Below are 25,970 nucleotides of genomic sequence, written 5' to 3'. Positions count from 1 at the left end.
GCGCACAGCAAACCTGTAGCGAGGGACTTGCTCGCTGGACTTTGTAGGAGCTGGCGAAGCCTGCGATCTTTTGATCTTTTGATCTTTTGATCTTTCGCTTGAGATTCAAGTGTTGGGGGAAAGATCGCAGCCTCGTTGCACTCGACAGCTCCTACACAGCTCCTACACAGCTCGCATATAGCTCGCATATAGCTCGTATATAGCTCTTGCACGGGTCCTACACGGCTCTTACGCAGTTTCCTTGCCACGGTCGTGTCCGGCACTCGACGGATTTAATTGTGGTGAAGGTACTTTTATCCAAGCCGCGCAGCATGTTTAATGCTGTCCGGCCACTATGCTCGAGCCGTCAGACGTCAGTGCGATAACCTCGCCAGGAACAAAGCCCCACGGAGTCAGGGACGAAATGTCGATTTTTCTTTTGTTGCGTACGTTCGCTGCGTCCTTCTTTCATCGGTTCGGCTGGGCGGGCCTGGCCATTGCGGTGGGCGTGCACCTGGCCACGGCCTGGATCGGCCTGGTGCTGCTGGGCGAGCAACACCTCATCGCCGCCGCCACGTTTATCTACTTCTATCTCACCACCACGCTCACCGTCGGCTATGGCGATCTGTTGCCACAGACATCCGCCGGGCGAATTTTCGTGGCGACCTGGATCATGCTCGGGGGCATTGCCCTGTTGACGACGGTCATCGGCAAAACCACCAGCAGCGTCATCGATGTATGGAGAAAAGGCATGAAGGGCAAAGGCGATTTCACCGGCAACGTCGGCCACACGGTTCTTATCGGCTGGGCGGGCGCCTCCAGCGAGCGGGTCATCGAATTGCTGCTGCAGGACGAAACCTCCAATGACAACCTGATCGTCATCTGCGACTGCGATCTCGAAGAAAACCCCATGCCCGGCAAGACGTCGTTCATCAAGGGCGACAGCCTGTCCTCCGTCGCGCTGTTGCAGCGTGCCGGCGTGCCTGGCGCCGAACGCGTGCTGGTGAGAACCCATTCCGACGACCTGACCCTGGCCACCGTGCTGGCGGTCAATCAATTGGGGCCTGCCGGGCATGTGGTCGCGCACTTCAATGACAGCGAAATCGCCGCCCTCGCCAGCGCCTACGCCCCCAGTCTGGAATGCACCTCCAGCATGGCCATCGAAATGCTGGTGCGTGCCTCCCAGGACCCGGGTTCGTCCGTGGTCATCAATGAATTGCTCTGCGTCGGCCAGGGTGCCACCCAGTACCTGATGAAGCTACCCGAGGCGTTTGAAGCGACGTTCGGCGAGCTTTATGCCCGGCTGAAAGAGCAGCACAACGCTACGCTGATCGGCTACCGCGCCCAGGGTGCTCGCCAGCCGTCGATCAATCCGCCCGGCGCCACCCGCGTCGTGGGTGGAGAACTCTTCTACATCGCCTCCGCGCGTCTCAAGGAAATTTCCCATGGGTTGGTTTAATCGGTTGATGGGGCTTGAGACCCCGAACGCGAACACGACAGCCGGCGATCTCTGGTCTGCCACCGGGCCCCTGGGCCTAGCCTCCGGCAAGCAAATCATGTTCGATGCCACGCTCAAGTTGTTGTTCGACGGCAACAGCACCGTGGTCGTCCCAGGCAATCAACAGATATGGGTCCTGGGCATCATCGACCTCTGGCAGTCGAACTGGCTGTTGCGCTATTACATGAACGACCAAGACTACTGGCTGCAAGTGCACACCAGAGGCGACGTCTACGGTCAGGTCGAGTCGGTGATCCTGTTCAATTACCTCAGCTTCGTCGGGATCGACACAGACGAGGAGTTGCGCCGCCTCGCCGGCCCCGAAAGCCTGATTGGCCTGCCGACGTACACCTACGACGGCGTCGAGTACACCCGCGAATGGGGCACCGAGGCTGGCCAGACAGAGCTGGTGGCGTTTAGCGAGAGCGTAGGCGGTTCAGACGAGTCCTATATTAGGGTACATCATTCGATGTTGTATTCCCGCGACATCGGCCTGACGGATCGCCGGGAATTCCTGCTGTTCTCCATCGAAGAGGATGCCGAAGGCTGCGTCGCCCTGAGCACTTCGCTGGGTATTTCGCTGTACACCACTGACCTGAACACTCTTTGAATAAGGAAGAAATCCATGCTTGAAGCGCTCTCCATTTCTCTGAACAAAGCCGCCGTGCTCGGCTTTGTCTTGTACATCCTCGGCGCCGCCGTGCTGTTCGCGCTGTTCCAGTTCATCTACACCCGCGTCACGCCGCACAAGGAATTCGAACTGATCCGCTCCGGCAACGTGGCCGCGGCCATTGCCCTGGGCGGCGCCGTCATCGGTTTCGCCATTCCGGCCAGCAACGTGATCGCCTACTCGATCAACATGCTGGACTTCGTCGTCTGGGCAGTGATCGCCGCTGTCGTTCAGTTGCTGGCGTTCCTGGTCACCAGCCTGGTGCTCAAGGGGGCTTCGGCGCGCATCAAGAACGGTGAAATCGCCGCGGGTATCTACATCGCCGCCGTGGCCATCAGCGTCGGCATGTTGAACGCCGCGTGCATGACGCCTTCCTCGAACTGATTGCGCCACGGAGAACCTGATGAAACGAAGCAAGTACGTCCAGCTTTCGCTGGCCGCGTCGGTCGCCCTGGCGATATCCGGCTGCGGGCCAACGGAAAAAACCTACAAGTTGCAGAAGAAGTACAACTTCCAGTCCGTGCAGCAATGTGTCGATGAAAAGCTGCCGGTGGACATTTGCGCCGACGCCTACATGAGCGCCATGAGCGAGCATCGTCGCATCGCGCCGACGTACGTCAGCCAGGCCGATTGCGATGCCGACTTCGTCCCCGACTGGTGCCAGCAGGACTCATCCGGCCAGTTCATTCCCAAGCTGGGTGGTTTCGAACTGAGCGCCGATGGCGAAGTCACGCAATCCCAGGTCGACGCCGCCCGGGCCCAATTGCCGGCTTCGGAAGCGAACGTCGGTGGTTCAGGCTTCGGCAACCTGCTGACCGGCATGCTGATCGGCAACATGTTGAGCGGCAACCGCAACAGCTATTACTCCGAGCCGGTCTACCGTTACCGCGATGATCGCGGCAACTTCGGGTCTTCGACGCTCAGCCAGCGGGTTTCCCGAGGCTCGACCTTCACCAAGTCCAACCAGGCGCGGTACGGCAGCTATACCGACTCGATCAAGACCAGCAAGCCGATGTCCGTCGCATCCTCCACGTCTCGCGGTGGCTTCGGCAGCAAGTCCAGCGCCCGCAGCGGTTGGGGCGGTTCGAGCAGCTTTGGCGGCTGAGGAACGAGGGCCATGAAGAAGATCCATTGCGCAGAACGTCATGATTGGAAACAGACCGCCGAGCAGCTCGGCTTTTTGTTCCACACCATCGACGACGCACCCTATTGGGACGAAAGCGCGTACTACCAGTTCACCCTCAAGCAGATCGAGGACGACCTGGAAGACCCGACCACCGAGATCCATGAAATGTGCATGGACCTCGTGGCCCGCGTGGTCCAGAGCGAAGAGTTGCTGGAACGCCTGAGCATTCCCGCGCCGTTCTTCGACCTGGTGCGCACTTCATGGCTCGAAGGCCACCCGCACCTGTATGGGCGCATGGATTTCTCCTACAACGGCAGCGGCCCCGCCAAGCTGTTGGAGCTCAACTACGACACGCCGACCAGCCTCTACGAGGCGGCGGCGTTCCAGTGGGGCTGGCTGGAGCAATGCATCGAACGTGGTTTGTTGCCGGCTCATGCCGACCAGTTCAACAGCATCGACACCAAGCTGCACCAGGCCTTTGCCCAGTTGCAGCTCAAGGAGCCGTTTTATTTCGCCTCGATGAAAGGCTCGGTGGAAGACAAGGGCACCACGGACTACTTGCGCCTGATCGCGGAAAAAGTCGGCATTGAATCGCGGCACATCGATGTCGAAGACATCGGCCTCAACAGCGACGGGCGTTTTGTTGATCTGGAAGAGCGCTGGATCCCTCACCTGTTCAAGCTGCATGCCTGGGAGTTCATTTTCCACGAGCCGTTTGGTGAAGCGATTGCCCAATGTGATACGCAGTTTTTCGAGCCGGCCTGGAAGTCGATCATCTCCAACAAAGGCATCCTGCCGCTGCTGTGGGAATTCAACAAAGGCCACCCGAACCTGCTCGCGGCCCACCTGGATACCGACACGAGCAAAGCGGTGCCCAAGGGCTGGGTGCGCAAGCCGTTCTTTTCCCGGGAAGGTGCCAACATCGAGCTGCAAACCGCTGATGGCCTGATCGTGAAGGAAGACGGCCCGTACACCGACGCGCCGTTCATCCTCCAGGAATTCGCGCCGTTACCGAAGTTCGACGACAGCTACACGCTGATCGGCTCCTGGGTCATCGGCGACCAGGCCGCCGGTATCGGCGTGCGGGAAGACAACAGCCTGATCACCAAGGATTCCAGCCGGTTTCTGCCGCACCTGATCCTCGATTAATACCGTGGCGAGGGAGCTTGCTCCCGCTGGGCTGGACTGTAGGAGCTGCCGAAGGCTCGGGCCGCGTTCGGACGATCTTTTGATCTTTCGCTCGAGACTCAAGTGTCTGGGGAAAGATCGCAGCCTCGTTGCACTCGACAGCTCCTACGGCCCTGCGGCAGCAAGCTCGCTCCCACAGGTTTAGGTGTTCGTCACAGGCTTTTTCAGGTCCACCAGTACCGCACCAAATGAAAGAAGATCGGCGCGGCGAAGCACACCGAATCCAACCGGTCGAGCATGCCGCCATGGCCTTCGATCATGTGGCCCCAGTCCTTGACGCCGCGGTCGCGCTTGATCGCTGACATGACGATGCCGCCGGCAAAGCCCAGCAGGTTGATCAGCAAGGCGATGAGGAATGACTGCCAGGGATTGAACGGGGTGATCCACCACAGCGCGCCACCGATCAGCGAGGCCAGGAAAATGCCGCCGGCAAACCCCTCCACGGTTTTGGAGGGCGACAGGTTCGGCGCGATCTTGTGTTTGCCGAACAGCTTGCCGCAGACGTACTGCAACACATCCGACAGCTGCACCACGATCACCAGGTAGGCGATCAGCAACAGGTTGCGCCCTTCGAAACCGGCGATGTCCAGCGTCAGCAGCGCCGGGACGAAGGAGATGCAGAACACTGCGATCATCAAGCCCCACTGAACCTTGGAGGCGCGCTCCAGGAAGTGCGTGCTGTCGCCGCCCAGGGACGCGAGGATCGGCAGCAGCAGGAACACGTACACCGGGATGAAGATCGAAAACAGCCCGTACCAGTCGTAGTAGATCAACAGGTATTGCAGTGGCAGCGCCAGGTAGAACGCGGCCACCAGGGCTGGATAATCACTGCGCCGGGTCGGTGTCAGGGTCAGGAACTCGCGCAGGGCGTAGAACGACACGGCGTAGAACAACAGGATCACCGCCGCGTTGCCAAGCCAGAACGCGATGCCGATCACCAGCACCATGATCCACCAGGCATTGATCCGCGCATTGAGGTTGTCGATGACGGAGTTCGGCGCGCCTTTGGTCCGCAGCCTGAGAATGAAACCAATCAACGAAGCCAGCACCAGAATCGCGCCGATCCCGCCAAATAACATCAGGGTATATCGATCCATGTCAGACGTGCTCCGGGGCCAGTGCCAGCAGTGCGGCGCGGCTGCGTTCAAGAAATTGCTCTTTGCTTTCACCTTCTTCGATGCACAGCGGCGCGCCGAAACTGGTGGTGCATAACAGTGGCAGCGGCAGGACCCGGCCCTTGGGCATGACGCGGTTGAGGTTGGCGATCCACACCGGGATCACCTCCACCTCAGGGTGTTTTTTCATCAAGTGATAGATCCCGCTCTTGAAGGGCAACAGGCCTTCTTCCGGATTGCGTGTGCCTTCCGGGAAGATGATCAGTGAGTCGCCGTTTTCCAGCGCATCGAGCATCGGCTGCAATGGATTGTAGGAAGGGTCCTTGCGCTCGCGGTCCACCAGCACGCCGTTGAACACCCGGTTGATGATGTAGCGCCGTACCGGGCTGGTTTGCCAATAATCGGCTCCCGCCACCGGGCGGGTGAGCTTGCGCAGTGCCGGCGGCAGCGAGGCCCAGAGCAACACGAAGTCACCGTGGCTGCTGTGGTTGGCGAAGTAGATTCGCTGCACCGGCGTCGGCGCGCAGCCGAGCCACAGGCTGCGAGCGCCCGTGACCATGCGGGCGGCGGAGGTGATGAGGTTGGCGACCACGGGTTCGAACATGAGGATTCCTTGTCCTGAGAAACATAAGCATGACGGTGACGAGACTGGGCCCTGAGCTGTCGAGCGAAGCGAGGCTGCGATCTTTCCACAGCCCATTGAGTCGAGAGCAAAAGATCAAGATCAAAAGATCGCAGGCTTCGCCAGCTCCTACATACCTGAAGCTAGCCAGGGACTGGCCAGGATGAAGCCCAGCGTCAAGACAACTTGTGCGGCCAGCAACCGCGATTGCCGGCGCAGCAGCAGCAACGCGCCGTGCCGGCGTTCGGTCCACAGACGGCCTGCACGTGCGGCCGGTTGCAGGCCCAGCGAGGTGAGGGCTTGGTCCAAGGTGTAGGTGCGTTCGGCCAGGGATTGGGTGCTGTCAGCCATGCGCTGGAACAGATCGGCATCGAATGCCACGCGCAGCGCCCAGTATTTTTCCAGCACGCCGAGGACGATCAGTGCGGCACTCAACAGCAGCAACCACGGATCGATGACGCCCACCAGCCATTGGCCCAGTCCTACCAGCGCTGCCAGCAGCGTCAGCCCGGTGGAAAACTGGTCCAGCGAATGCCCCCGGCGCAACAGGCTCGCCACGGTGTGGAGCTCCATATCAGTGATCATGGACATTCCCCTGTGCTGTGGATAATTGCTCCAACGCACGACGGTGCGCCGCGTGCAAGACGATACGCGGTCGAGCGCGCTGGATTTGCACGATCGCCGCATCAACGCTCGCTGCCCGCCCACTGTGCAACAACCAGGCAACCACCGCCGTGGCGCTGCGCGAATAACCCAGGGCGCAGCAGACCAGCACCGGCCCATGCTGGCGCAGGCTTTCGATGGCCTCTGCCGCTTTCAGGCATTGCTCGGCGGTCGGAGCGGTCAGGTCGAGCACTGGCAATGAGCGATAGGCAACGCCCGTGCTGTCCATGGACAGTTCTGCGCAGAGGTCGAGCACTCCGGTAAATGCACTGTCCTTGAGCTCCATCGGCGTGGGAATGCGCCCCAGCCAGACGTTCTCCGCTATCTGGTCCGGCTGCGGATGCTTGCGCGTCCAGCCGCGCGAATTGATCCACGCCGCCGCGAGGTAAGGCGCCAGCAACCAGCGCGCCGCCGGACTCAAGCGGCCATCGGCACGCTTCTGGAAACCGTCGGCACCCAACAGCAGGTAATTCAACGCCACCATGAGCACCGCGACCGCCGGCCAGATCAGCCAGAGCCACGCACCGCCCAAGGCAAACGCCGGGATAAACAGCGCCGCCGCGCCCAAGCCATAACGCAAGGCCAAGCGCCGGCGGGCAGGATCCGTCGCCAGCCGCGCACTCAGCAGCGGACTCGGTCGATCCTGCGGCCACAACCAGACACACAGCCAACCGGCCAGCGCGCCCGTGGGCAGGTCAATGAAGTGATGTTGATAAGTGGTCAGCACCGACACGCCGATCAACGCGAACCAACCGTGCATCACCCAGCGCCAGAAGCCCTGCAGATGCCGCTGATAACAGACCCACAGCACCACCAGCAACGCGATGTGCAGCGACGGCGCCTGGTTGAACGGCTTGTCGAACCCCGCCAGCACCTCGAACAACCAACCGAACACCCCATCCATTTCCGGCCGGGGGAAAGTGAAGCGCAACGGCCAGAGCAAAAAGCAACTGACCGCAATTGCCTGGGCCGTGAGCAGGCGCAAGGCGTGGCGCTTGAGTTCTTCGCGGCTGGTGGGCAACAGCAAGGACAGGCCGTACAGCAGATCGATCGACCAGTAAGGCACGATGGTCCAGGCCATGAACGGCATGTGGCTTTCCCAGGCGAACACCAGCGTGCCCACGTCGTCACGCTGGGACGTGACCCAAGTGGCAAAACCATAGGTGGTGAAGAACAGCGGCGCCAGCAACAGCAGCCACAGCACTGCCGGTTTCAGCAGTGCGGGCTCGCGGGCCGGGGCGATGACGGCGCTCATTACTGCACTCGCTGGGCCAGCGAAACGCTGAAAATACCCCATTCATCGACCCGCAGGGTGATCTTGCGAAAGCCCGCCGCCTCAACCAATTGATCCATCTCCGCCTGGGTGCGTCGACGCATCACCCAGGCTTGCCCGGCGCGGTGGCTGGTGAGGGCGCGGGCGATCAGTTCCAGTTGCGGGTGCCACGGCTGGCCGGTGTAGACCAGGAAACCGCCAGGCTCCACGGCTTCGGCCAGGCCGGCGAGGGAACCACCGACCAGTTGGTTATCGGCAAACAGCTCGTACAGGCCCGACACCACGGCGAGGGTTGGTTTCGGCTCCAGCGCCGCCAGATCCTGGCGGTCGAAGGCATCGCCTTTGACGAATCGGGCGATATCGCCCAGGCCTTTTTCCGCGATCAGCGCACTGCCGTCGCGCACGTTGATGTCGCTGTAGTCGCGCAGCAGGATCGACTCGGGCAACGGGCTGACGCCTTGCAGCGCTTCGAGAATGTAGCGGCCATGGCCGGCGGCGATGTCGACGATGCGCACCTCGCGGTCCTGTGCGCGCAACTCGGCCATCGCCAGGCGCAGCAACTCCTCGACATGCAACTTGCGTTGGCGAATGCCGCGCCAGCCGATGGAGTTCAGGTAATTCTGGTCGATCATCCTGCCCAGCGCCGAGGTGCCGGTGGGGCGGTTGCGGTAGACGTAATCCAGGGTACTGCCGGAGTCGAACCCGGTGTCGAAGCCCAGCTTCACCCCGGCCGACAACTTGCTGCCAAAGCGCATGCTGGCGCGGGTCATGCGCCAGTAGAGGTCGCGCAACGAATTGTGCGGCAGCGGCGTGGCCAAGGTTTCGGCTTCGGCGCAGGTCGCGCCCAGGCGGTCGGCGTCCAGCAGGCAAGGGCGGTCCAGCGGTCGGGCAAAGTTCTGCAGGATGAAGCGGCGGGCACTGGCGATGGCCGGCGCGCGGTTCTTCTCGCCGAGGGTGTCGTGGAAGAACCCCGGCAGGATGTGCTTCTCCTTATGCAGGCTGCCCAGGCGCTCGAAGAACTGCTCCTGGGGTTTGCGATGCACGACAAAGTCCGAGCCGGAGATCAGCAACTGCGTCGGCACCTGGATCGCCTGGGCATCGGCCACCACGCGGTCGGCGGCTTCGTACAGGCCCAGCAGCACATTCACCGAAATGGCCTTGGTGATCAACGGATCGCTGTCGTAGGACGCCACGCGCTCCCGGTCATGGCTGAGGAATTTCGCCTTGACGTAACTGTTGACGAAGAAATTGCCGCGGAACTTGCGCATCAGTGCCAGGCCCGGGCGGGCGAACGGCACGTAGAGCTTGACCTTGAACGCCGGCGACGCCAGCACCAGCGAGCGAATGCGCGGCGCGTAGTCGTGGACCCAGGTGGACGCGATCACCGCGCCGACGCTTTGTGCGACCACGGCGATGTTCGCCTCATCGATCTGATGCGCCGCGCCGATGTGATCGCAGAAGGTCTGTACATCCCGCGCACTGGTGGCAAAGCTCGGGCTGTCGCCCCGTTCGCCAGGCGACTGGCCATGGCCGCGCGCGTCCCAGGCAAAGAAGTCGAACCCGGGCAGGTCCAGTTCATCCACCAGGTGCGCAATGCGTCCGGAGTGTTCATGACCACGATGAAACAACAACACCGCCTGGCGGGGTCCACCCGCCACCGCTTCGACAGCCGGCCAGTGCCGGTAGAACAATTCCACGCCGTCAAAGGTGGTGAACGTCAGTTCCTGGGCTTCACGCATTGCAAGTTCCTTTATGCTGAGGGAGCGTTTTCCTTCACTTGGCTCAGGCCATGACGGACCCGATTGACCAAGGTATAAACCAGCAGGGCGGCAACCACCGCCATCACACCATCGACCCACAGCGCCCCGAGCCAACCCAGGGCAATGCCGGTCGCCAACACGCCCAACACAAAGGCGCGATCACTCTTGCCCATCGGCCCGTCATACCGCCGCGAAGCCCCCACCATCGCCCCGAGCACGCCGGCGTATTCGCTGAACAACGCCAACAGCGTGACCAACAACACGAGCAACAGACTGGTATCGGCAAACAGGGCAAAAGGCAGGATCAGGGCAACGTCGGCGATGATATCGCATAGCTCATTGAGGTAGGCACCCAGATGCGATTGCTGGCCGAACTCACGCGCCAACATGCCATCCACGGCATTCAACGCCATGCGCAGGATCATCCAGATCGGCACCAGGACGAAGACCCACGGATGGCTGGCGAACCAGGCGATGATGGCGCCGACCAAGACTGAAACGAGGCCTGCGAGCACCGTGACCTGGTTGGCGGTGATGCCGTTGTTGTAGAGGCGTTGAACCATGGGGCGCAGCAGGTTTTGAAAGGCGGGCTTGAGTTGGTAGATGGAGGGCATCGGGATGAGGTCTCGGCCGGTTGCGGGGCTGGGCTTGTACAGGTGCGAGATTACGATAGGTTGAAGGGTTGCAGGCGGGTATTTCTCGAGAATGCGCGCGGGTAGGCATCTGAAATGAAATGACCTGCGCAAAAAAATGGCCAATGTGGGAACGGGCTTTGTGTCTCAACGAATAGACGTCGTGATGCCATAAGAGCAGTCGATGAGGTTTCAATCAAAGGATCAAACGACGAAACTCCTGTGTGCGAGCTTGCTCGCGATGGCGATACGGCAAACAAATAGATCTTCAGCTTTTCCACCCAGAGAAATAAACAAGGAGTGTTCAAATGCTGCAAATGGATTGGCTCGCTAACCACATGGACAAATGCGACCAGATGGCCGAGTGGCTCCATCGCGAGTTCAGTTATGAATTTGCCGAGCAATCGCTCGCCAGTTGGCAGCAGGAGTTCGCTGCGGGGCAGCATGATGGCCGCTGGAAGTGCCTGATCGCCATGGAACACGACCAGTTGCTCGGCGGCGCTTCACTGGCCAGCCACGACCTGCCTGACCGGCCAGAGCTGGGCCCGTGGCTGGCATGTGTGTTCATCACCCCGGAGGCTCGACGCAGAGGGCTTGCGGCGCAGTTGATCGAAGGCATCTGCAGCCATGCGCAGGAGGCTGGAATCATCACCTTGTTCCTGCACACCCACAGCCAGCGTGATTATTACGCCAAGTTGGGTTGGGACGTGCTGGAGCGCTTTGAGGCTTGGGGGGAAGAGCAGTGGCTGATGGCGCGGTGTTTATAGTCATCGATGGGGCTCCCACGCCAAGCGTTTAAAATTTAGCGAATCGCCCTACATGTTTTGTCCCCCTCCCCTGACTTAATTCCCCCGTCATCCCCGGCAGAGTCTCGCGTTCGTCCCCGCACCGAGATTCCTGCATGTATGCCCTCGACAAACTCCTGGCCCTGAACAACGCCATCGGCTTGCTGGTGGTGGCGGCCATGGACCCCGAACAGCCGGATGTCGAAGCGGTTTTCCAGGACTTTCGAACCTGCCTGAATGACTACGACGCCTGGGCTGAAAGCTTCTGGGCCGGTTGGGCGTTGGATCTTGAGCAAGTATTCAAGGTCGGCAACGAGGTGTCCTTGGCGGCACCGAAAAACCTGGATAAACCCATCAGCGCCACGGTGGTGGCTTGTCCGGCGGAGGGGCCGCTGACGCTGGTGCACATGTTCCAGGCGGCGCGCTTCGTGCCGATTGGCGACACACCGGTGATGCTGGAGCCGGTCATTGGGGGAGAGCCTGGGCAGGAAACTTTCGGCGAGCCGATCCATCACGTGATCGGCCCCAGCGGTATCTTGGAAGTCGGTGAGTGTTGGCGGGGCCAGCGCTATCGGATCACCTTTTTCCCCCAAGTAACGGCCGATCACGTCAAGGCGTTGTACGCGTCTTACCAAGGCGTGATCGACGAACTTGAGGGCTGGCTGAAAGCGGAGTGGGAGCAGTTTCAACCGCTGTGGAAGGAGTTTTCCGACGCCGGGTTTCTCGAACGCTACGGCGTGTTGCAGCAGGCTGATTTGCGCGGCTTCAAAAATGCCCTGCATCAGCTGTGGGACGACGTTAAACAGGTTTTCGGGCTGTTGGCGGATCTGCAGGCCAACAGCGAAAAGCTGTTGGAGTACCTGACCCAGGCTGAGCTTGAGCAACTGCTGAAGGCGTCCTCCGAGGCGATTGCCAAAGGGCTGATGGTGTTGAGTGACGAGCCGTTGCTCTTCGTCCACGTGGCCGCGTTCACCAGTTGGGTACGAATGTTGCCGCCTCAGTACGCGGCCGAAGTTGTCGGAGAGCTGCGCGCCTCGGTGCTGATCAATTTCCTGCTGGTGCGTTTGACCGGGGGGCTGGGCCTGGGGCTGCGCATGAGCGGAAACGTGCTGGGCCGGGTCAGCTCGGAGCGGGCCCGGGCGTGGTTGCTGGCGTCGAGCCTGAGATTGGGCCAACTCGCCCCCGACCGGCTCAATCAGCATGCAGACGTGCTCAAACCGTTGGTGGTCAGCCAACGCGCAGCTTTAAAACCGACGCCTGTCGGACCTTTGCACATCACTCCTGAACACGCTGCACCGTTGTCCGTCAGTAATCCGGCCGCCGTGGCGCGGGAAAAATCCCAGCCTTCTACCCGCCTGAGTGAACACGAACCCCACGACGACGCCCCCGCCCAATCGAAAAACCCCAACGGCGACAGCGCCGACACCGCGGCCCAGACCCGCACCCACGGCTGCCCGGTGTCGATGGTCACCGGCGAAGAACTGCTGACCCTCGACGACGGCACCCTCGATGGCCGCTTGCCGTTCGTCTTCACCCGTTTGTACCGCACCAGCGCCGCCGACCTGGACATCGGCCTCGGGCGCGGCTGGAGCCATGCCCTGGCCCATCGCCTTTTGATCGAAGGCGAGGCGGTCATCTGGATCGACCAGGAAAACCGCCGCACCACCTTTCCCCGCCCCAGCCTGCAACGTCCGGCGATCCACAACAGCCTGGCCCGCGCGGCGATCTACCTGGGGACCGAGGCGGACGAACTGATCGTCGCTCAACCCGGTGACGGCGCAGCATTCCTGCACTTTCGTGACGGCCATCTGATTGCCCTGAGCGATCGGTATGACAACCGCTTGACCATCCAGCGCAACATCTACGGCGATATCAGCCGCCTGGACAACGGCGCCCGGCGCAGCCTGCGCCTGCGTTACGAGCATCGTCACCTGGTCGCCATCGACTACCAGAGCTTTCACCCTGAACTGCTGCCAGACGAAGCCTGGCGGACCGAACAGACGCTGGTGTCCTACCGCTACGACGGACGTTTCCGACTGATCGAAGCGACCAACGCCGCCGGTGAAAGCGAACGCTACGACTACGACGACCAGCACGTCATCCTCCAGCGACAACTGGCCGGTGGCGCGAGTTTTTATTGGGAATGGCAAGGCGTCGGCCCGGCGGTCCGCTGTGTGCGGCACTGGGCTTCGTTCGCGCAGATGGACAGCCGCTACACCTGGGGCGAGGACGGCAGCGTCACTGTCCAGAATATCGATGGCAGCCAGGAAGTGTACGTCCACGACGAGCGGGCGCGGCTGGTGCACCAGGTCGAGCCCGATGGCGGCGAGCACCTCAAGGCCTACGACGAACAGGGCCGGTTGATCGCCGAGCAGGACCCGCTGGGCGCCGTGACCGAATACCGCTACGACGAGGTCGGACGGTTGGTGGCGTTGATTCCACCGGACGAGGCGCCGACGTCCTACGAATACCGCAACGGTTTCCTGCACACCCGTTCACGCGGCAAGGCCGTGTGGACCTACCGGCGCAATGCCCGCGGCGATGTGATCGTCCTCATCGGCCCGGACGGCCAGCGCACGGAATATGCCTACGACGCTCACGGGCAACTGCTGGCGACGTATGACCCGGACGGTGGCGAACATCGGTTCACCTGGAGTCGCCTGGGCCAACTGACCGAAGAGATCCTGCCCGACGGCAGTCGCCGGTGTTTTTCCTACGATGCCCTGGGGCGTTTACTCAGCCGTGAGGACGAACACGGTGCGCTCACGCACTACCAATGGGACGCTGTCGGCCGGCTGCTGCAAGTCACCTTGCCCAACGGTGCCACCCGGACCTGGCGCTACAACGCCTACGGCAAGGTCACCGCCGAGTGCGATGAGCAGGGGCGGGTCACCCGCTACGAATACGCCGACGACCTGCACCTGGTCAGCCGCCGCCTGAACCCCGACGGCAGCGAACTGAAGTACCGCTACGACTCGGCTCGGCTGTTGCTGACCGAAATCGAAAACGAATCCGGCGAAAAATATCAGCTGGACTACACGCCCAACGGCTTGATCCGACAGCAGGTCGGCTTCGACGGCCAACGCACCGCCTACGCCTACGACCTCAACGGCCACCTGTTGGAAAAAACCGAGCACGGCGAGGACGGTTCGCAACGGGTTACCCAGTACCAGCGTGACGCGGCCGGGCGGCTGCGGGTCAAGACCTTGCCCGACGGCCAGGCCATCGAATACCGCTACGACGAGCTGGGCCGATTGGTCCACGTCAACGACGGCAGCGATCATCCGCTGGCCTTCGAGTACGACGCCCAGGACCGGCTGGTCTGCGAACACCAGGGTTGGGGCACCCTGCGTTATCGCTACGACGCCTGCGGGCGCCTCAACCACTTGCGCCTGCCGGACGACAGCCAGCTCGACTACCACCACGCCCCGGGCGGCGCGCTGACGGCCATCGACCTCAACGGCTCGCGCCTGACCGAACACCGGTTCGTCGGCGGTCGCGAACGGCAACGCCAGCAGGGCCGGCTGCTCAGTGACTACGACTATGACGAACAGGGCCGCCTCAAGGCCCAGACCGTGTGGCAGAGCCGACAGCAGCAACTGTTCTGGCGCGATTATGCCTACAGCGCCAAGGGCAATCTTCAGACCCTTTCCGACAACCGAAACCGCCGCAGCTACCAGTACGACCCGCTGGATCGCCTGACCCGCATCGACTTTTCCCACAGCGAACCGCCGGAACACTTCTGCCACGACCCGGCCGGCAACCTGATGATGCAGGACCGCCCCGGCCCGACCACCCTCAAGGGCAACCGCCTGCTGAAGGAGGGCGACCGCCACTACGACTACGACGCCTTCGGCAACCTCATCCGCGAACGCCGCGGCCAGGCCCTGGTCAGCACCTACCGCTACGATAGCCAGCACCGCCTGATCGGCATCACCACGGCCGATGGCCGCGAAACCTCCTACCGCTACGACGCCTTCGGCCGACGCATCAGCAAGACCGTAGACGGCCTGACCACGGAATTTTTCTGGCAGGGCGACCAGGTCGTCGCCGAAAACAGCCCACGCCACCACCGCAGCTACGTCTACGAACCGGGCACCTTCCGCCCGTTGGCGATGCTCGACGGCGAAGGCCCGGAAAAAGCCACGCCGTTCTACTACCACCTCGACCACCTGGGCACGCCCCAGGAACTGACCAGCTACCGCGGCCAGGTCGTCTGGTCGGCGCGCTACAACGGCTACGGCAAACTCACCGAACTCCAGCACGGCGGCGGCGAACAGCTTGAACAACCCTTGCGTTTCCAGGGCCAATACTTCGACCCCGAAAGCGGCCTGCACTACAACCGCCACCGCTACTACAATCCCGAGACCGGCCGCTATTTGACGCCTGACCCGAGCAAACTGGCGGGTGGGCTCAATGGGTATAGGTACACCCTGAACCCGACGGGGTGGGTGGATCCGTTGGGGTTGGTGGAATGTCCGGGGAAGGGTGGGTGTAGGCCGGCGGTTGGGGAGCAGGATCCGGCGGCGAAGGTTGGGGTGGATGAGGGGGAGGCCTCCCCACCAAAACCTACATTTCTTTATCGTGGAGACTTGAGGGGGCCAGAAATCATTTTTAAAGAAGGTTTTAGGAGCTTGGGGAAAAGCACCGATTTACTGCTTCATGTTTGGGATAACAGAGATCCACCGAGTAATTTTGTCAGTACAACCACGGATGTTGATGTCGGTATCGATTTTGGAACAAAGTATAGGACGCGCAAAGGGTATCTGTATGTCCTAAAGCGAATTCCTGGACGCGATGTAAATAAGGAGCTCCCGCGCAGTGATGTTCCTTATAGCTATGAGTATGAGATTGCAATCCCTGATCGGGTAAAGGCGGAAGATATTATCGGGGTCACTCCACTTAAGAGAGATGGTTCCTATGTTGGGTACTCTTTACCCAACCCTCAAAGGAAATAAAAAATGACGAAGCAAGTTATTTCAATTGTTAAAGACGGTCAAAAAGAGGAGGTGCTGCTTGATGTTAATTCAGCAAAATCAACCATTTTACTTACCTTCAAAAGTGGCTGGTCAAAAAAATACTCCGGGGCTGACGTGTATGAGTGTCTTGGAAATATTATAAAAGAACACTCCGATTTAAAATTTTTATGCAAGGGGGCTAAGCGAAGTGTAAGACCTTCCAGTATGTCCTCGCAAATGTCGTCAGGGATAGCTGCATATGAACATGTTTTGGGTAAGCGTGCCTCAAGATCGGATCTTGTTAATATTTTTGATTATGAAGACCAAGATATAGTCAGCGATCCTCAGCTGCAAAAAGATCATTTTTTTCTTTGGCTTGAATCTATAAGAGATGTGGAAGAATAGGCTCGATATTTGATCGTTCCTTGGATATCTGAAAAAACACTGGCCCTGTGGCGAGGGAGCTTGCTCCCGCTGGGCCGTGGTAGGAGCTGCCGAAGGCTGCGATCTTTTGATCTGGATCTTTCGCTTGATACTCAATTGGCTATGGAAAGATCGCAGCCTCGCTTCGCTCGGCAGCTCCTACGGCGCAGCCGAGTGGGAGCAACCCCCTCATAGAACAAATTACAACCCTATGTTTTTAAAATACTTTTCAACAAGCTGCTATGTGGCTCAGTTGGACTGGTACTCCCATGGGGCGAGGGGATTTATCCCCGTTGGGCTGCGAAGCTGCCCCCAACCAGACAACTCGGTGTGCCAGTAAGAGCAAGGTCGTTGCTTTTGGGGCTGCTGCGCAGCCCAGCGGGGATAAATCCCCTCGCCACAATGATTCACACAGCCTTTAAGTCAACGGTCGCCTGTAGGACAGGCGCTCACGCATTCGTCACCACAATTCCAGTGTGGGAGCGGGCTTGCTCGCGAAGCGATTGCACATTCAACCCCTCAGTGACTGACCCACCGCTTTCGCGAGCAAGCCCGCTCCCACAGGTTTTTGTGTTCGCAGGTCATTCCGGACCTTCATCCAGCCATTAAAAAAACCACCCCTTTGGCACCAATAACATCGTTTCTCGGCCGCCCGGCTTTTCCCTATATTGGCCCTCAGATCCGGTGGATGGCTCAACGTCCACCCCCTCAGTGTGAGTAGCCTCAATGAACAATAAACCTGACAGCACAGGGCTTGATAACGCGGGAGCAGGGACCCGGGCGGTTTGGGGTGGGGAGCAAGTCAGGCACCCCTACAACGCCACGCAAACCCCCATCGTGGCCAGCGCCGCGTACGGTTATGACGACATCGACGTCTGGTACGACGTCGCCTTGGGCAAGGCCCCCGGTTTTATCTACAGCCGCATGAGCAACCCGACCGTCGAGACCCTCGAAGCCAAGATTCGCGAGCTGGAAATGGCCGAGTCTGCGGTGGCCTTCAGCAGCGGCATGGCGGCGATCAGCAGTGTGCTCTACACCTTTTTGGCCCATGGCGATCGTGTGGTGTCGACCAAGGACAGTTACGGCGGCACGAACAAGATTTTCGAAGAGTTCCTGCCGCGCACCGGCGTGGCGGTGACCTTGTGCGAGACTTTCGATCACGACGACCTCGAGCGTGAAATCGCCAAGGGTTGCCAGGTGCTTTACCTGGAAACACCCACCAACCCGACCCTGAAGATCCTCGACATCCCGCGCCTGGTGGCGGCGGCCAAGCGTGTCGGCGCCGTGGTGGTGGCGGATAACACCTTCGCTACGCCGCTGAACCAGAGCCCGCTGGCCTTGGGGGTGGACGTGGTGATTCATAGCGCGACCAAGTTCCTCAGCGGCCATGGTGACGTGCTCGGTGGCCTGGTGTGCGGCAGCGAAGCCTTGATGGCTCAGGTGCGGCATTACCGGGAAATCAACGGCGCGAGCCTCGACCCGTTCTCGGCCTACCTGATCATCCGTGGCATGAAGACCCTGGCGCTGCGCATGCGCCAGCAACAACACAGCGCCCGGGCCCTGGCCGAATTCCTCTGCACCGAACCGCTGGTGGAAGCGGTCAATTACCCAGGCTTGCCCAGCCACCCGAACCACGCGGTGGCCTGCGCGCAGATGTCCGGCTTCGGCGCCATCGTCAGTTTTGTCCTGGTCGGTGGCATGGACACGGTCAAGCTGCTGCTGCCACGCCTGCGCTTCGCCCATTGCGCCGGCAACCTGGGCGCGGTGGAAACCATCTATGGCCCGGCCCGCACCACCAGCCATGTCGAGAACACCTTGGAAGAACGCCTGGCCCTGGGCATCTCCGAAGGCCTGGTGCGGGTTTCGGTCGGCATCGAAGACACGGACGATCTACTGGACGATCTGAAACAGGCCTTCGCCTTCGTCAAAAAGACCCTCAATCCGCAGCTCAATGAAGTCCACATCGAGACCGCAAACTGAAGTTTGAAAGTTGGTACCCCATAACAAGGCTGTGAATGGGGCGTTCATGAATAGGAATAATAATAAAAGCTCAGTGGCGCTTGTCTGACTCGCGCAGACGTAGATGCGCGCCCTGACATTTCATGAGAAACAACCATGTCCATAACAGAACAACAAACGAGTACGCGGGCCGGCTTCAAGCAGGAAATGCAGACGCGCCATATCGTCATGCTGGCCTTGGGCGGCGTGATCGGTACCGGGCTGTTCCTGACCTCCGGCTACACCGTCAACCAGGCCGGCCCCATGGGCGCGGTGATCGCCTACATCATTGGCGCGCTCATGGTCTACATGGTGATGATGTGCCTGGGCGAACTGGCGGTGCAGATGCCGGAAACCGGTTCGTTCAGCACCTACGCCACACGCTTCCTCGGCCCCGGCACCGGCTACACCGTGGCCTGGTTGTATTGGCTGACGTGGACGGTGGCGATCGGTTCCGAGTTCACCGCCGCCGGTATCCTCATGACCCGATGGTTTCCCGACACGCCAGTGTGGATCTGGAGTGCGCTGTTCGCCGGCGTGGTGTTCCTCACCAACGTGATTTCGGTGCGTTTGTTCGCCGAGACCGAGTTCTGGCTGTCGTTGATCAAAGTGCTGACCGTGGTGATGTTCCTGCTGATCGGCGGTGGCGCGATCCTCGGCCTGTTGAACATCGACCAGGCCCACAGCATCGGCTTGAGCAACTTCACCCGCGAAGGACTGTTTCCTACCGGCTTCATGCCCATTGCGATGACGCTGCTGGCAGTCTCGTTTGCCTTCTCCGGCACCGAACTGATCGGCATCGCCGCCGGTGAAACCAAAGACCCGCAACGCAATGTGCCGCGCGCCATCCGCACCACCGTGCTGCGCCTGGCGGTGTTTTTCGTCGGGACCATTTTTGTCCTGGCGACCCTGTTGCCCCGCGAGCAAGCCGGTCTGGTGGAAAGCCCGTTCGTCACCGTGTTCACCTACATCGGCATTCCGTACTCCGCCGACATCATGAACTTCGTGATCATCACCGCCCTGTTGTCGGCGGCCAACTCCGGGTTGTACGCCGCCTCGCGGATGCTCTGGACCCTCAGCGACCAAGGCCACCTGCCCAAGCAGTTCTCGGCCCTGACCCGCATGGGCACGCCGCTCAACGCGATCATCGTCAGCATGGCCGGCGGCGCGGCCTCGTTGCTCAGCAGCGTGTTTGCCGCCGACACCATCTACTTGGCGCTGGTGTCGATTTCCGGCCTGGCCGTGGTGGTGGTGTGGATGAGCATCGCCGCGAGCCAGATCGCTTTCCGCCGCCACTATGTGGCCAACGGCGGCGACATTCGCCACCTCAAGTTCCGCGTTCGCGGTTATCCATGGGTGCCGCTGGGGGCGCTGGTGTGCTGCAGCCTGGCGTGCGTCGGGATCGCCTTCGACCCTGAACAACGGGTGGCGCTGTACTTCGGCTTGCCGTTCATCGCCTGGTGTTACTTCGTGTATTACATTACCCGCAAAAGCCGCGAGCGACGCTTGTCGGTTGCCCTCGTGGCACAACCGTCCGACGCGTTTTAAGCCGCGTCGACGGGGCGGGCAAACGTGCCCGGTGCGTGGGGGTCAACGAGGTCCAGATCATGAAGCAAAAAACGTTGCCTCCCTTGAACTGGCTGCGGGCGTTCGAAGTGTCCGCCCGCTGCCTGAACTTCACCCACGCCGCCGAAGAATTGTGTCTGACCCAGGGCGCGGTCAGCCAGCAGATCCGCCAATTGGAAAACCACCTGGGGGTGGCGCTGTTCAAGCGCTTGCCCCGTGGCCTGGGCCTGACCGAGGAGGGCCAGGCGTACCTGCCGGTGGTGCAGGACGCGATCACGCGATTGGCGGTGGGCACCAACGAGATCTTTGGCCAGCACAAGCGCCGGCCAATCAAGGTACGCGGCAGCCTGGCGTTTTTCGTGCACTGGCTGGCGCCGAAACTGGTGGATTTTCGCCAGGCGCACCCGCACGTCGACATCCGCTACATCAGCAACATCTGGGTCAAGGAGCTGGACGGCGAAGACGACATGGAAATCCGCTGGGGCCACGGTCAATGGCCGGGCCTGGTGTCGCAACGCCTGACCTGGGACACCTTGTTCCCGGTGTGTTCGCCGGCCTTGATGGCGACGCTGAAAGTGCCGGCGGACGTGGCCAAGCATCCATTGCTGCACGTGCTGGGTTACGAAGAGGGTTGGGGCTACTGGCTGAACATGGTCGGTGCCGACTCGGTGGATTCCTCGACCGGCATGCAGTTCGACACGCTGGTCTGCACCCTGCGCATGGCTGAACTGGGGCAGGGCATCGCCCTGGCGCGGTCGTCGATGGTCAGTGACATGCTCGGCGACGGACGCCTGGTCGAACCCTTCGCCCAGCGTATCGAAGCCAGCGAATCGTTTTACCTGGTGCGCAGTTCCGGGGCCGAGCAACACCCGGACGCGGCGCGGTTTTCCACCTGGCTGGTGGAGCAGGCGCATCGCTTCAAATGAGCTGTTTCAAGTGAATATCCGGAGTTGACCATGCGCTATGTGAGTACCCGTAATTCAACCGTGCAGGTCGACTTCGAACGCGTCGTACTGTCGGCCATCGCCGAGGACGGCGGCTTGTTCGTCCCCGTCGAACTGCCGCAGTTCGAACCCCAGGACATCGCCAACTGGTCGACCCTGGCCTATGACGAACTGGCCTATCGAGTGATGCGTCCGTTCGTGGGCGAGGCAATTCCCGAGGCCGACTTCAAGCGTGTGCTCAAGGAGGCCGGCAGCCAGTTCAGCCATCGCTCCCTGGCGCCGTTGCATCAGGTGGATCGCAACGAATGGGTCCTGGAATTGTTCCATGGGCCAACCCGCTCCTCGAAGGACTTTGCCGCGCAATTGCAGGCGCGGCTGGTGCAGTACTTCCTGCGTAAACGCGGGCGTCGCGCCGTGGTGATCGGCGTCACCAACGGCGACACCGGCCTGGCCGCCATCGAGGCCTTCAAGCACTGCGACGAGACCGACGTGGTGGTGATCTATCCCGAGGCCGGCGTACCGCCAGACCAGCTTCAAGACCTGCAAGCGACGGCCCATCCGCGGGTTCATCAAGTGGCCGTCGATGGCAGTTTCGATGAGTGCCAGACCCTGGTTACTCAACTGTTCCGCCAGCATGAGGCGATCAGTTTCAATTCCAGCAACTGGGTCAGCGTCATGGCGCAGTTGGTGTTTTATTTCCACGCCGTGCTGCAACTGGGCGGCGGTCAGCGGCCCATTGGCTTCAGCGTGCCGGCGGCGAGTTTTGCCGAAGTCTATGCCGGCTACATCGCGCAGAAGATGGGCTTGCCGATCACGCAGATGATCGTCGCCACCAACCAGAATGACGCGCTGCATCAGTTCTTTTTGAAGAACCACTACTCGCGATTGCGCGCCAGCAAGACCCTGTCGCCGGCCATGGATTTGTCGATTTTTTCCAACCTGGAACGGTTTCTCTGGGAACTCTATGGGCACGACGACCAGGCCGTGAGCGCGCTGATGCACACCTTCGAAACCCAGGGTGAAATGAACATCGCCAACGAGTTCTGGTTGCAGGCGCGGATGATCATCGACTCGTACGCGGTCAGCGATGAACAGACGCTGGAGGAAATCACTTCGCTGCATCGCGACACCGGCTACGTCATCGACCCACACACCGCCACCGGCGTGCTCGCGGCGCGCTTGTACCGGCGCAGCCTGGTGGCGCCGATGGTGACCTTGGGCGAGATCTCCCCGGCCAAATCGGCGGTGTTGCTCGGCGAGTTGGGGATCCACATTGCGGCGCAACAGCGCCCGGTTTCCGAGCAGGGCCCGGCGCAGATTCATCGCCTCCAGCCGGACGACCTCGGTGCCCTCCATCAACTGCTCGGCGCCCTATAACCGGAGGCCCCATGAAGCGAATTCTCGACCCCCTCGACGAACGCATCATCGCCGAACTGCGCCTCAACGCCCGCGCCGCCCACGCCGAACTGGCGGCCAAGGTCAACCTCTCGCGCAACGCCGTACGCCAACGCATCGAACGCCTCGAACGTGACGGCGCGATCCAGGGCTACACGGTGCGCACCGGGGAGGGCGCGCAAGCGTCGTCGAACATCAACGCCGTGATCTTCGTCTACCGCTACGACCGCATGCGCGGCGCCGAGGTATTGCAGGCCCTGCAAGCCATGCCCGAAGTGCTGCAGTGCGACGTGATGAGTGGCGAGTTTGACTTGATGCTGCGTGTCGGCGCGGCGAACCCGGAGCGGGTGCACAAGGTGTGGAAAGAGATATCCGCATTGCCGGGGGTGGAGAACACCGTGACGTCGTTTGTGTTGTCGTCGGTGGTCTAGGCACGCTAATCCGTCACAACAGTGAACCCTGTGGCGAGGGAGCTTGCTCCCGCTGGGCTGCGCAGCAGCCCCAACCTAGTCACCCTCAATCAACCTGACCCACCGCGCCGCATGGTTTTGGGTCTGCTTCGCAGCCCAGCGGGGCGGTGCGACGTTTCGCTAAATCCCCTCGCCACAAATGAGCCTCATCAGCCTGAGATGTAAGCCGAACCCTATTGGGTTTTTCCCATCCTTACCGCTTTGCCCACCCCTTGGTCAAAACGCCCAAAAAATAGAGCAAATTGGCATATTTCACTGCCCACGCCACCTCCCTAACCTAGATCCCAACAACCCACCCCCGGATCAAGGACATAACAAAAATGACTGAATACAAACTGGCGCTGGTCGGCTTCGGCGGTGTGAACCGGGCATTGGCTCAACTGATTGCCGAGCGCAACCAGCAGTGGAAAACCGAGCTCGGCTTCACCCTGAAAATCGTCGGCGTGACCGACCTGTTCCTCGGTTCGGTGATGGACCGCCACGGCCTCGACGCCGCACTGTTGGCCAAACTGCCCGCCACCCAAGGCGCCATGGCCCAACTGCCCGGCGGCACCGTCGATGCCCTCAACGAAGCCGTGATCAAAGACTGCGGCGCCGACATCATCGCCGAAGCCACCTTCACCAACCCGGTGGACGGCGAGCCCGCCACCTCGTTCTGCCGCTGGGCCCTGGAGCGCGGCAAACACGTGGTCACCACCAATAAAGGCCCCATCGCCCTGCACGGCGCCGAGCTCAAAGCCCTGGCCCAGCGCAACAACGTCGCCTTCGAATACGAAGGCTCGGTGATGAGCGGCACCCCCGTCATCCGCCTCGCCAAACAATCCCTGGCCGGCAGCTCGATCAGCGGTTTCGAAGGCATCCTCAACGGCACCTCCAACTTCGTCCTCACCTGCATGGAAGGCGGTCTCGGATTCGCCGAAGCCGTCAGCCAGGCCCAAGCCCTGGGCTACGCCGAAGCCGATCCAACGGCAGACGTCGAAGGCCACGACGTGCGCCTCAAAGTGGTGATCCTCGCCAACGAACTGCTGGACGCCAAACTCACCGTCAGCGACGTCACCTGCAGCGGCATCTCCGCCCTCAGCCTCGCCGACATCGAAAAAGCCCGCCACGACGGTGCTCGCTGGAAACTCATCGGCGCCGCCACACGCCAGGCCGACGGCTCCATCAGCGCCAGCGTCGAACCGCGCCTGCTGAGCAACGACCACCCACTGGCGAGCATCAGCGGCGCCACCAACGCCGTGTCCTTCACCAGCGAACTGCTCGGCGCCGTCACCGTCTCCGGTCCGGGCGCAGGCCGCACCGAAACCGCCTTTGCGCTGCTGTCGGACATCATCCACATCCACCAATCGGCAACCCGCAAACAGGAGCACAACCTGTGAACGTATCGCGCCTGGCCCTGGCGGTCGTCGAACCGCACATCGAAGTCCTCAACCCATTTGACGGCAGCATCGTCGGCACCGTTGCCGACGTGTGCGCCTCGGAAGTCCCACACCTGCTCGAGACCGGACGTAGCGGCGTAAAAGCTTGCGCCGCACTCCCACGTCATCGCCGCGCCAGCATCCTCGAACAAGCCGCACTGAACATCGAGCGCGACGCCAAAACCTTCGCCCGGCTGATCGTCGACGAAGCCGGCAAGACCCTCAAGCAGGCGGAAAAAGAAGTCAAACGCTGCGTCAACACCCTCAAGCTCTCCGCCGAAGAAGCCAAGCGCAACGCCGGCGAAATCGTGCCGTTCGACGCCTACGAAGGCGCCGAATCTCGCCAAGGCTGGTTCACCCGCGAACCCCTGGGCCTGATCGTCGCCATCACCCCCTACAACGACCCGCTGAACTTGGTCGCCCACAAACTCGGCCCGGCCATCGCCGGCGGCAACGCGGTGATCCTCAAACCGTCCGAGCTGGCGCCGTTGTCGGCACTCAAACTGGTGTCGTACCTGGTCGCCGCGGGCCTGCCTGAAACCGTGGTCACCGTCGCCACCGGCGGCGCCGAACTGGGCAAAGCCCTGGTCGCCGCCCGCGACGTGCGAATGATCTCCTTCACCGGCGGCTTCGTCACCGGCGAACAAATCGCCCGCACCGCCGGCCTGAAAAAACTCGCCATGGACCTCGGCGGCAATGCCCCCGTCATCGTCATGGGCGACTGCAACCTCGACGCCGCCGTCGACAGCTGCCTCTCCGGCGCCTTCTGGGCCGCCGGGCAAAACTGCATCGGCACCCAACGCCTGCTCATCCACGCACCGATCTACGCCGCCTTCCGCGAACGCTTAGTCAACCAGGCCCAAGCCTTGGTGGTCGGCAACCCACTGCTCGCCAACACCGACATCGGCCCGATGATCACCCAACAAGCCGCGCAAAACGCCGAACAGGTCGTCAACGAAGCCCTGCAACAAGGCGCCACCTTACTCTGCGGCCACCGCCGCCAAGGCACCTGCTACGCCGCCACCGTGCTGGAAAACGTCGATCATTCCAGCCGACTCTGGCGCAACGAAGCCTTTGCCCCGGTGGTGGTGTTGCAGCCGTTCGACACGTTCGATGAAGCCATCGCGTTGGCTAACGAACCTGAATACGCGCTTCACGCCGGGATTTTCACCAACGACCTCAGCACCGCGATGAGCGCTGCACGACGGATCGAAGCGGGGGGCGTGATGATCAATGACTCGTCGGATTTCCGGTTTGATGCGATGCCGTTTGGCGGGTCGAAATACGGCAGTTTGGGCAGGGAGGGGGTGCGGTTTGCCTATGAGGAAATGACCCAGCCGAAGGTGGTTTGTTTGAATACGTTGGGGTGAGGGGCGAGTCAGTCCGAAGGCATCGCTTGACCTGTCATGTCGCTAAAACGCCATTTTGACGACAAGTTTTGTTCTCATGTCGCCAGCAGCGACATGAGGAGGGAACGTGTCGCAGAA

21 protein-coding genes are annotated in these 25,970 nt (G+C 61.3%); 15 read left to right on the top strand and 6 right to left on the bottom strand.

The genetic code is table 11. The annotated features are described in order from the left end of the window. Window positions 1-403: 403 nt before the first annotated feature. Genes GFU70_RS25340 through GFU70_RS25320 form a run of 5 tightly spaced genes read left to right on the top strand, consistent with a single transcriptional unit; the run spans window position 404 to window position 4,422 of the window. Window positions 404-1,438: an ion channel gene (locus GFU70_RS25340; RefSeq protein ID WP_153388980.1), complete on the top strand. Its 1,035-nt coding sequence runs from the start codon at window positions 404-406 to the stop codon at window positions 1,436-1,438. Beyond that, window positions 1,425-2,087: a DUF2491 family protein gene (locus GFU70_RS25335; protein ID WP_058544907.1), complete on the top strand. Its 663-nt coding sequence runs from the start codon at window positions 1,425-1,427 to the stop codon at window positions 2,085-2,087. The genes GFU70_RS25340 and GFU70_RS25335 overlap by 14 nt, the downstream gene beginning before the upstream one ends. A 15-nt stretch (window positions 2,088-2,102) precedes the next feature. Then, complete coding sequence (locus tag GFU70_RS25330) at window positions 2,103-2,531, top strand: DUF350 domain-containing protein (protein WP_024778384.1); 429 nt, start codon at window positions 2,103-2,105, stop codon at window positions 2,529-2,531. A 19-nt stretch (window positions 2,532-2,550) separates the two neighbouring features. Further along, the gene (locus GFU70_RS25325) at window positions 2,551-3,252 is read left to right on the top strand and encodes a DUF1190 domain-containing protein (RefSeq protein WP_153388979.1); all 702 of its coding nucleotides are present in this window, start codon (window positions 2,551-2,553) and stop codon (window positions 3,250-3,252) included. A gap of 12 nt (window positions 3,253-3,264) precedes the next feature. Next, complete coding sequence (locus tag GFU70_RS25320; protein ID WP_153388978.1) at window positions 3,265-4,422, top strand: glutathionylspermidine synthase family protein; 1,158 nt, start codon at window positions 3,265-3,267, stop codon at window positions 4,420-4,422. 203 nt (window positions 4,423-4,625) lie between these two features. On the opposite strand, the gene GFU70_RS25315 is transcribed toward GFU70_RS25320, so the two are convergent. The 6 genes from GFU70_RS25315 to GFU70_RS25290 form a co-directional block, all read right to left on the bottom strand. After that, window positions 4,626-5,558, bottom strand: a complete 933-nt coding sequence (locus GFU70_RS25315; protein ID WP_013694302.1) for a phosphatidate cytidylyltransferase — start codon at window positions 5,556-5,558, stop codon at window positions 4,626-4,628. Between the two features lies 1 nt (window position 5,559). After that, entirely contained in the window at window positions 5,560-6,180 is a 621-nt protein-coding gene (locus GFU70_RS25310; protein WP_058544905.1) for a lysophospholipid acyltransferase family protein, read from the bottom strand. Window positions 6,181-6,327: 147 nt separating this feature from the next. Then, complete coding sequence (locus GFU70_RS25305; RefSeq protein ID WP_058544904.1) at window positions 6,328-6,783, bottom strand: hypothetical protein; 456 nt, start codon at window positions 6,781-6,783, stop codon at window positions 6,328-6,330. Continuing rightward, window positions 6,773-8,116 (bottom strand): phosphatase PAP2/dual specificity phosphatase family protein, encoded by a 1,344-nt coding sequence (locus tag GFU70_RS25300; protein WP_058544903.1) that lies wholly within the window; start codon window positions 8,114-8,116, stop codon window positions 6,773-6,775. Before GFU70_RS25300 ends, GFU70_RS25305 begins: the two co-directional genes overlap by 11 nt. Then, on the bottom strand, window positions 8,116-9,873 hold the full coding sequence (locus GFU70_RS25295; RefSeq protein WP_153388977.1) for a bifunctional alpha/beta hydrolase/class I SAM-dependent methyltransferase: 1,758 nt from the start codon (window positions 9,871-9,873) through the stop codon (window positions 8,116-8,118). Before GFU70_RS25295 ends, GFU70_RS25300 begins: the two co-directional genes overlap by 1 nt. An 11-nt stretch (window positions 9,874-9,884) precedes the next feature. After that, entirely contained in the window at window positions 9,885-10,508 is a 624-nt protein-coding gene (locus tag GFU70_RS25290; RefSeq protein WP_058544901.1) for a CDP-alcohol phosphatidyltransferase family protein, read from the bottom strand. A 326-nt stretch (window positions 10,509-10,834) separates the two neighbouring features. Between GFU70_RS25290 and GFU70_RS25285 the strand changes: the two genes are divergently transcribed. The 10 genes from GFU70_RS25285 to GFU70_RS25240 all read left to right on the top strand — a co-directional run bounded on the left by GFU70_RS25285 (window position 10,835) and on the right by GFU70_RS25240 (window position 25,853). Beyond that, a complete protein-coding gene (locus tag GFU70_RS25285) occupies window positions 10,835-11,293 on the top strand; it encodes a GNAT family N-acetyltransferase (protein WP_116641246.1) in 459 nt (152 codons plus the stop codon). 134 nt (window positions 11,294-11,427) lie between these two features. Next, window positions 11,428-16,269 carry an RHS repeat-associated core domain-containing protein gene (locus GFU70_RS25280; RefSeq protein ID WP_153388976.1) on the top strand — a complete coding sequence of 1,614 codons (4,842 nt, stop codon included), beginning with the start codon at window positions 11,428-11,430 and terminating at the stop codon, window positions 16,267-16,269. A 3-nt stretch (window positions 16,270-16,272) separates the two neighbouring features. Next, window positions 16,273-16,674: a hypothetical protein gene (locus GFU70_RS25275; protein ID WP_081264514.1), complete on the top strand. Its 402-nt coding sequence runs from the start codon at window positions 16,273-16,275 to the stop codon at window positions 16,672-16,674. Between the two features lie 744 nt (window positions 16,675-17,418). Next, entirely contained in the window at window positions 17,419-18,672 is a 1,254-nt protein-coding gene (locus tag GFU70_RS25270) for a cystathionine gamma-synthase family protein (protein ID WP_003205956.1), read from the top strand. A 135-nt stretch (window positions 18,673-18,807) separates the two neighbouring features. Further along, window positions 18,808-20,238 carry an amino acid permease gene (locus GFU70_RS25265; protein ID WP_153388975.1) on the top strand — a complete coding sequence of 477 codons (1,431 nt, stop codon included), beginning with the start codon at window positions 18,808-18,810 and terminating at the stop codon, window positions 20,236-20,238. Between the two features lie 59 nt (window positions 20,239-20,297). Further along, complete coding sequence (locus GFU70_RS25260; RefSeq protein ID WP_153388974.1) at window positions 20,298-21,182, top strand: LysR substrate-binding domain-containing protein; 885 nt, start codon at window positions 20,298-20,300, stop codon at window positions 21,180-21,182. Window positions 21,183-21,212: 30 nt separating this feature from the next. Continuing rightward, window positions 21,213-22,577 carry a threonine synthase gene (thrC, locus tag GFU70_RS25255; protein ID WP_153388973.1) on the top strand — a complete coding sequence of 455 codons (1,365 nt, stop codon included), beginning with the start codon at window positions 21,213-21,215 and terminating at the stop codon, window positions 22,575-22,577. Window positions 22,578-22,588: 11 nt separating this feature from the next. Then, a complete protein-coding gene (locus GFU70_RS25250) occupies window positions 22,589-23,026 on the top strand; it encodes an Lrp/AsnC family transcriptional regulator (RefSeq protein ID WP_053125728.1) in 438 nt (145 codons plus the stop codon). 359 nt (window positions 23,027-23,385) lie between these two features. Then, a complete protein-coding gene (locus tag GFU70_RS25245; RefSeq protein ID WP_153388972.1) occupies window positions 23,386-24,444 on the top strand; it encodes a homoserine dehydrogenase in 1,059 nt (352 codons plus the stop codon). Beyond that, the gene (locus tag GFU70_RS25240) at window positions 24,441-25,853 is read left to right on the top strand and encodes an aldehyde dehydrogenase family protein (protein ID WP_153388971.1); all 1,413 of its coding nucleotides are present in this window, start codon (window positions 24,441-24,443) and stop codon (window positions 25,851-25,853) included. Before GFU70_RS25245 ends, GFU70_RS25240 begins: the two co-directional genes overlap by 4 nt. Window positions 25,854-25,970: the final 117 nt, after the last annotated feature.

Source organism: Pseudomonas brassicacearum, from assembly GCF_009601685.2.
GTDB classification, from domain to species: Bacteria; Pseudomonadota; Gammaproteobacteria; order Pseudomonadales; family Pseudomonadaceae; genus Aquipseudomonas; species Aquipseudomonas kilonensis_B.
Note: the sequence above shows the minus strand (reverse complement) of the source record. Positions and strands in the feature narration are given on the sequence as shown.

Excerpts from the sequence above, each read along its gene's own strand:
- GFU70_RS25290 (WP_058544901.1), bottom strand. The coding sequence starts at position 10,508 with ATGCCCTCCATCTACCAACTCAAGCCCGCCTTTCAAAACCTGCTGCGC.
- GFU70_RS25325 (WP_153388979.1), top strand. The coding sequence starts at position 2,551 with ATGAAACGAAGCAAGTACGTCCAGCTTTCGCTGGCCGCGTCGGTCGCC.
- GFU70_RS25330 (WP_024778384.1), top strand. The coding sequence starts at position 2,103 with ATGCTTGAAGCGCTCTCCATTTCTCTGAACAAAGCCGCCGTGCTCGGC.
- GFU70_RS25250 (WP_053125728.1), top strand. The coding sequence starts at position 22,589 with ATGAAGCGAATTCTCGACCCCCTCGACGAACGCATCATCGCCGAACTG.
- GFU70_RS25300 (WP_058544903.1), bottom strand. The coding sequence starts at position 8,116 with ATGAGCGCCGTCATCGCCCCGGCCCGCGAGCCCGCACTGCTGAAACCG.
- GFU70_RS25280 (WP_153388976.1), top strand. The coding sequence starts at position 11,428 with ATGTATGCCCTCGACAAACTCCTGGCCCTGAACAACGCCATCGGCTTG.
- GFU70_RS25315 (WP_013694302.1), bottom strand. The coding sequence starts at position 5,558 with ATGGATCGATATACCCTGATGTTATTTGGCGGGATCGGCGCGATTCTG.
- GFU70_RS25245 (WP_153388972.1), top strand. The coding sequence starts at position 23,386 with ATGACTGAATACAAACTGGCGCTGGTCGGCTTCGGCGGTGTGAACCGG.
- GFU70_RS25305 (WP_058544904.1), bottom strand. The coding sequence starts at position 6,783 with ATGATCACTGATATGGAGCTCCACACCGTGGCGAGCCTGTTGCGCCGG.
- GFU70_RS25320 (WP_153388978.1), top strand. The coding sequence starts at position 3,265 with ATGAAGAAGATCCATTGCGCAGAACGTCATGATTGGAAACAGACCGCC.
- GFU70_RS25310 (WP_058544905.1), bottom strand. The coding sequence starts at position 6,180 with ATGTTCGAACCCGTGGTCGCCAACCTCATCACCTCCGCCGCCCGCATG.
- GFU70_RS25260 (WP_153388974.1), top strand. The coding sequence starts at position 20,298 with ATGAAGCAAAAAACGTTGCCTCCCTTGAACTGGCTGCGGGCGTTCGAA.
- GFU70_RS25275 (WP_081264514.1), top strand. The coding sequence starts at position 16,273 with ATGACGAAGCAAGTTATTTCAATTGTTAAAGACGGTCAAAAAGAGGAG.
- thrC (WP_153388973.1), top strand. The coding sequence starts at position 21,213 with ATGCGCTATGTGAGTACCCGTAATTCAACCGTGCAGGTCGACTTCGAA.
- GFU70_RS25340 (WP_153388980.1), top strand. The coding sequence starts at position 404 with ATGTCGATTTTTCTTTTGTTGCGTACGTTCGCTGCGTCCTTCTTTCAT.
- GFU70_RS25265 (WP_153388975.1), top strand. The coding sequence starts at position 18,808 with ATGTCCATAACAGAACAACAAACGAGTACGCGGGCCGGCTTCAAGCAG.
- GFU70_RS25285 (WP_116641246.1), top strand. The coding sequence starts at position 10,835 with ATGCTGCAAATGGATTGGCTCGCTAACCACATGGACAAATGCGACCAG.
- GFU70_RS25270 (WP_003205956.1), top strand. The coding sequence starts at position 17,419 with ATGAACAATAAACCTGACAGCACAGGGCTTGATAACGCGGGAGCAGGG.
- GFU70_RS25295 (WP_153388977.1), bottom strand. The coding sequence starts at position 9,873 with ATGCGTGAAGCCCAGGAACTGACGTTCACCACCTTTGACGGCGTGGAA.
- GFU70_RS25335 (WP_058544907.1), top strand. The coding sequence starts at position 1,425 with ATGGGTTGGTTTAATCGGTTGATGGGGCTTGAGACCCCGAACGCGAAC.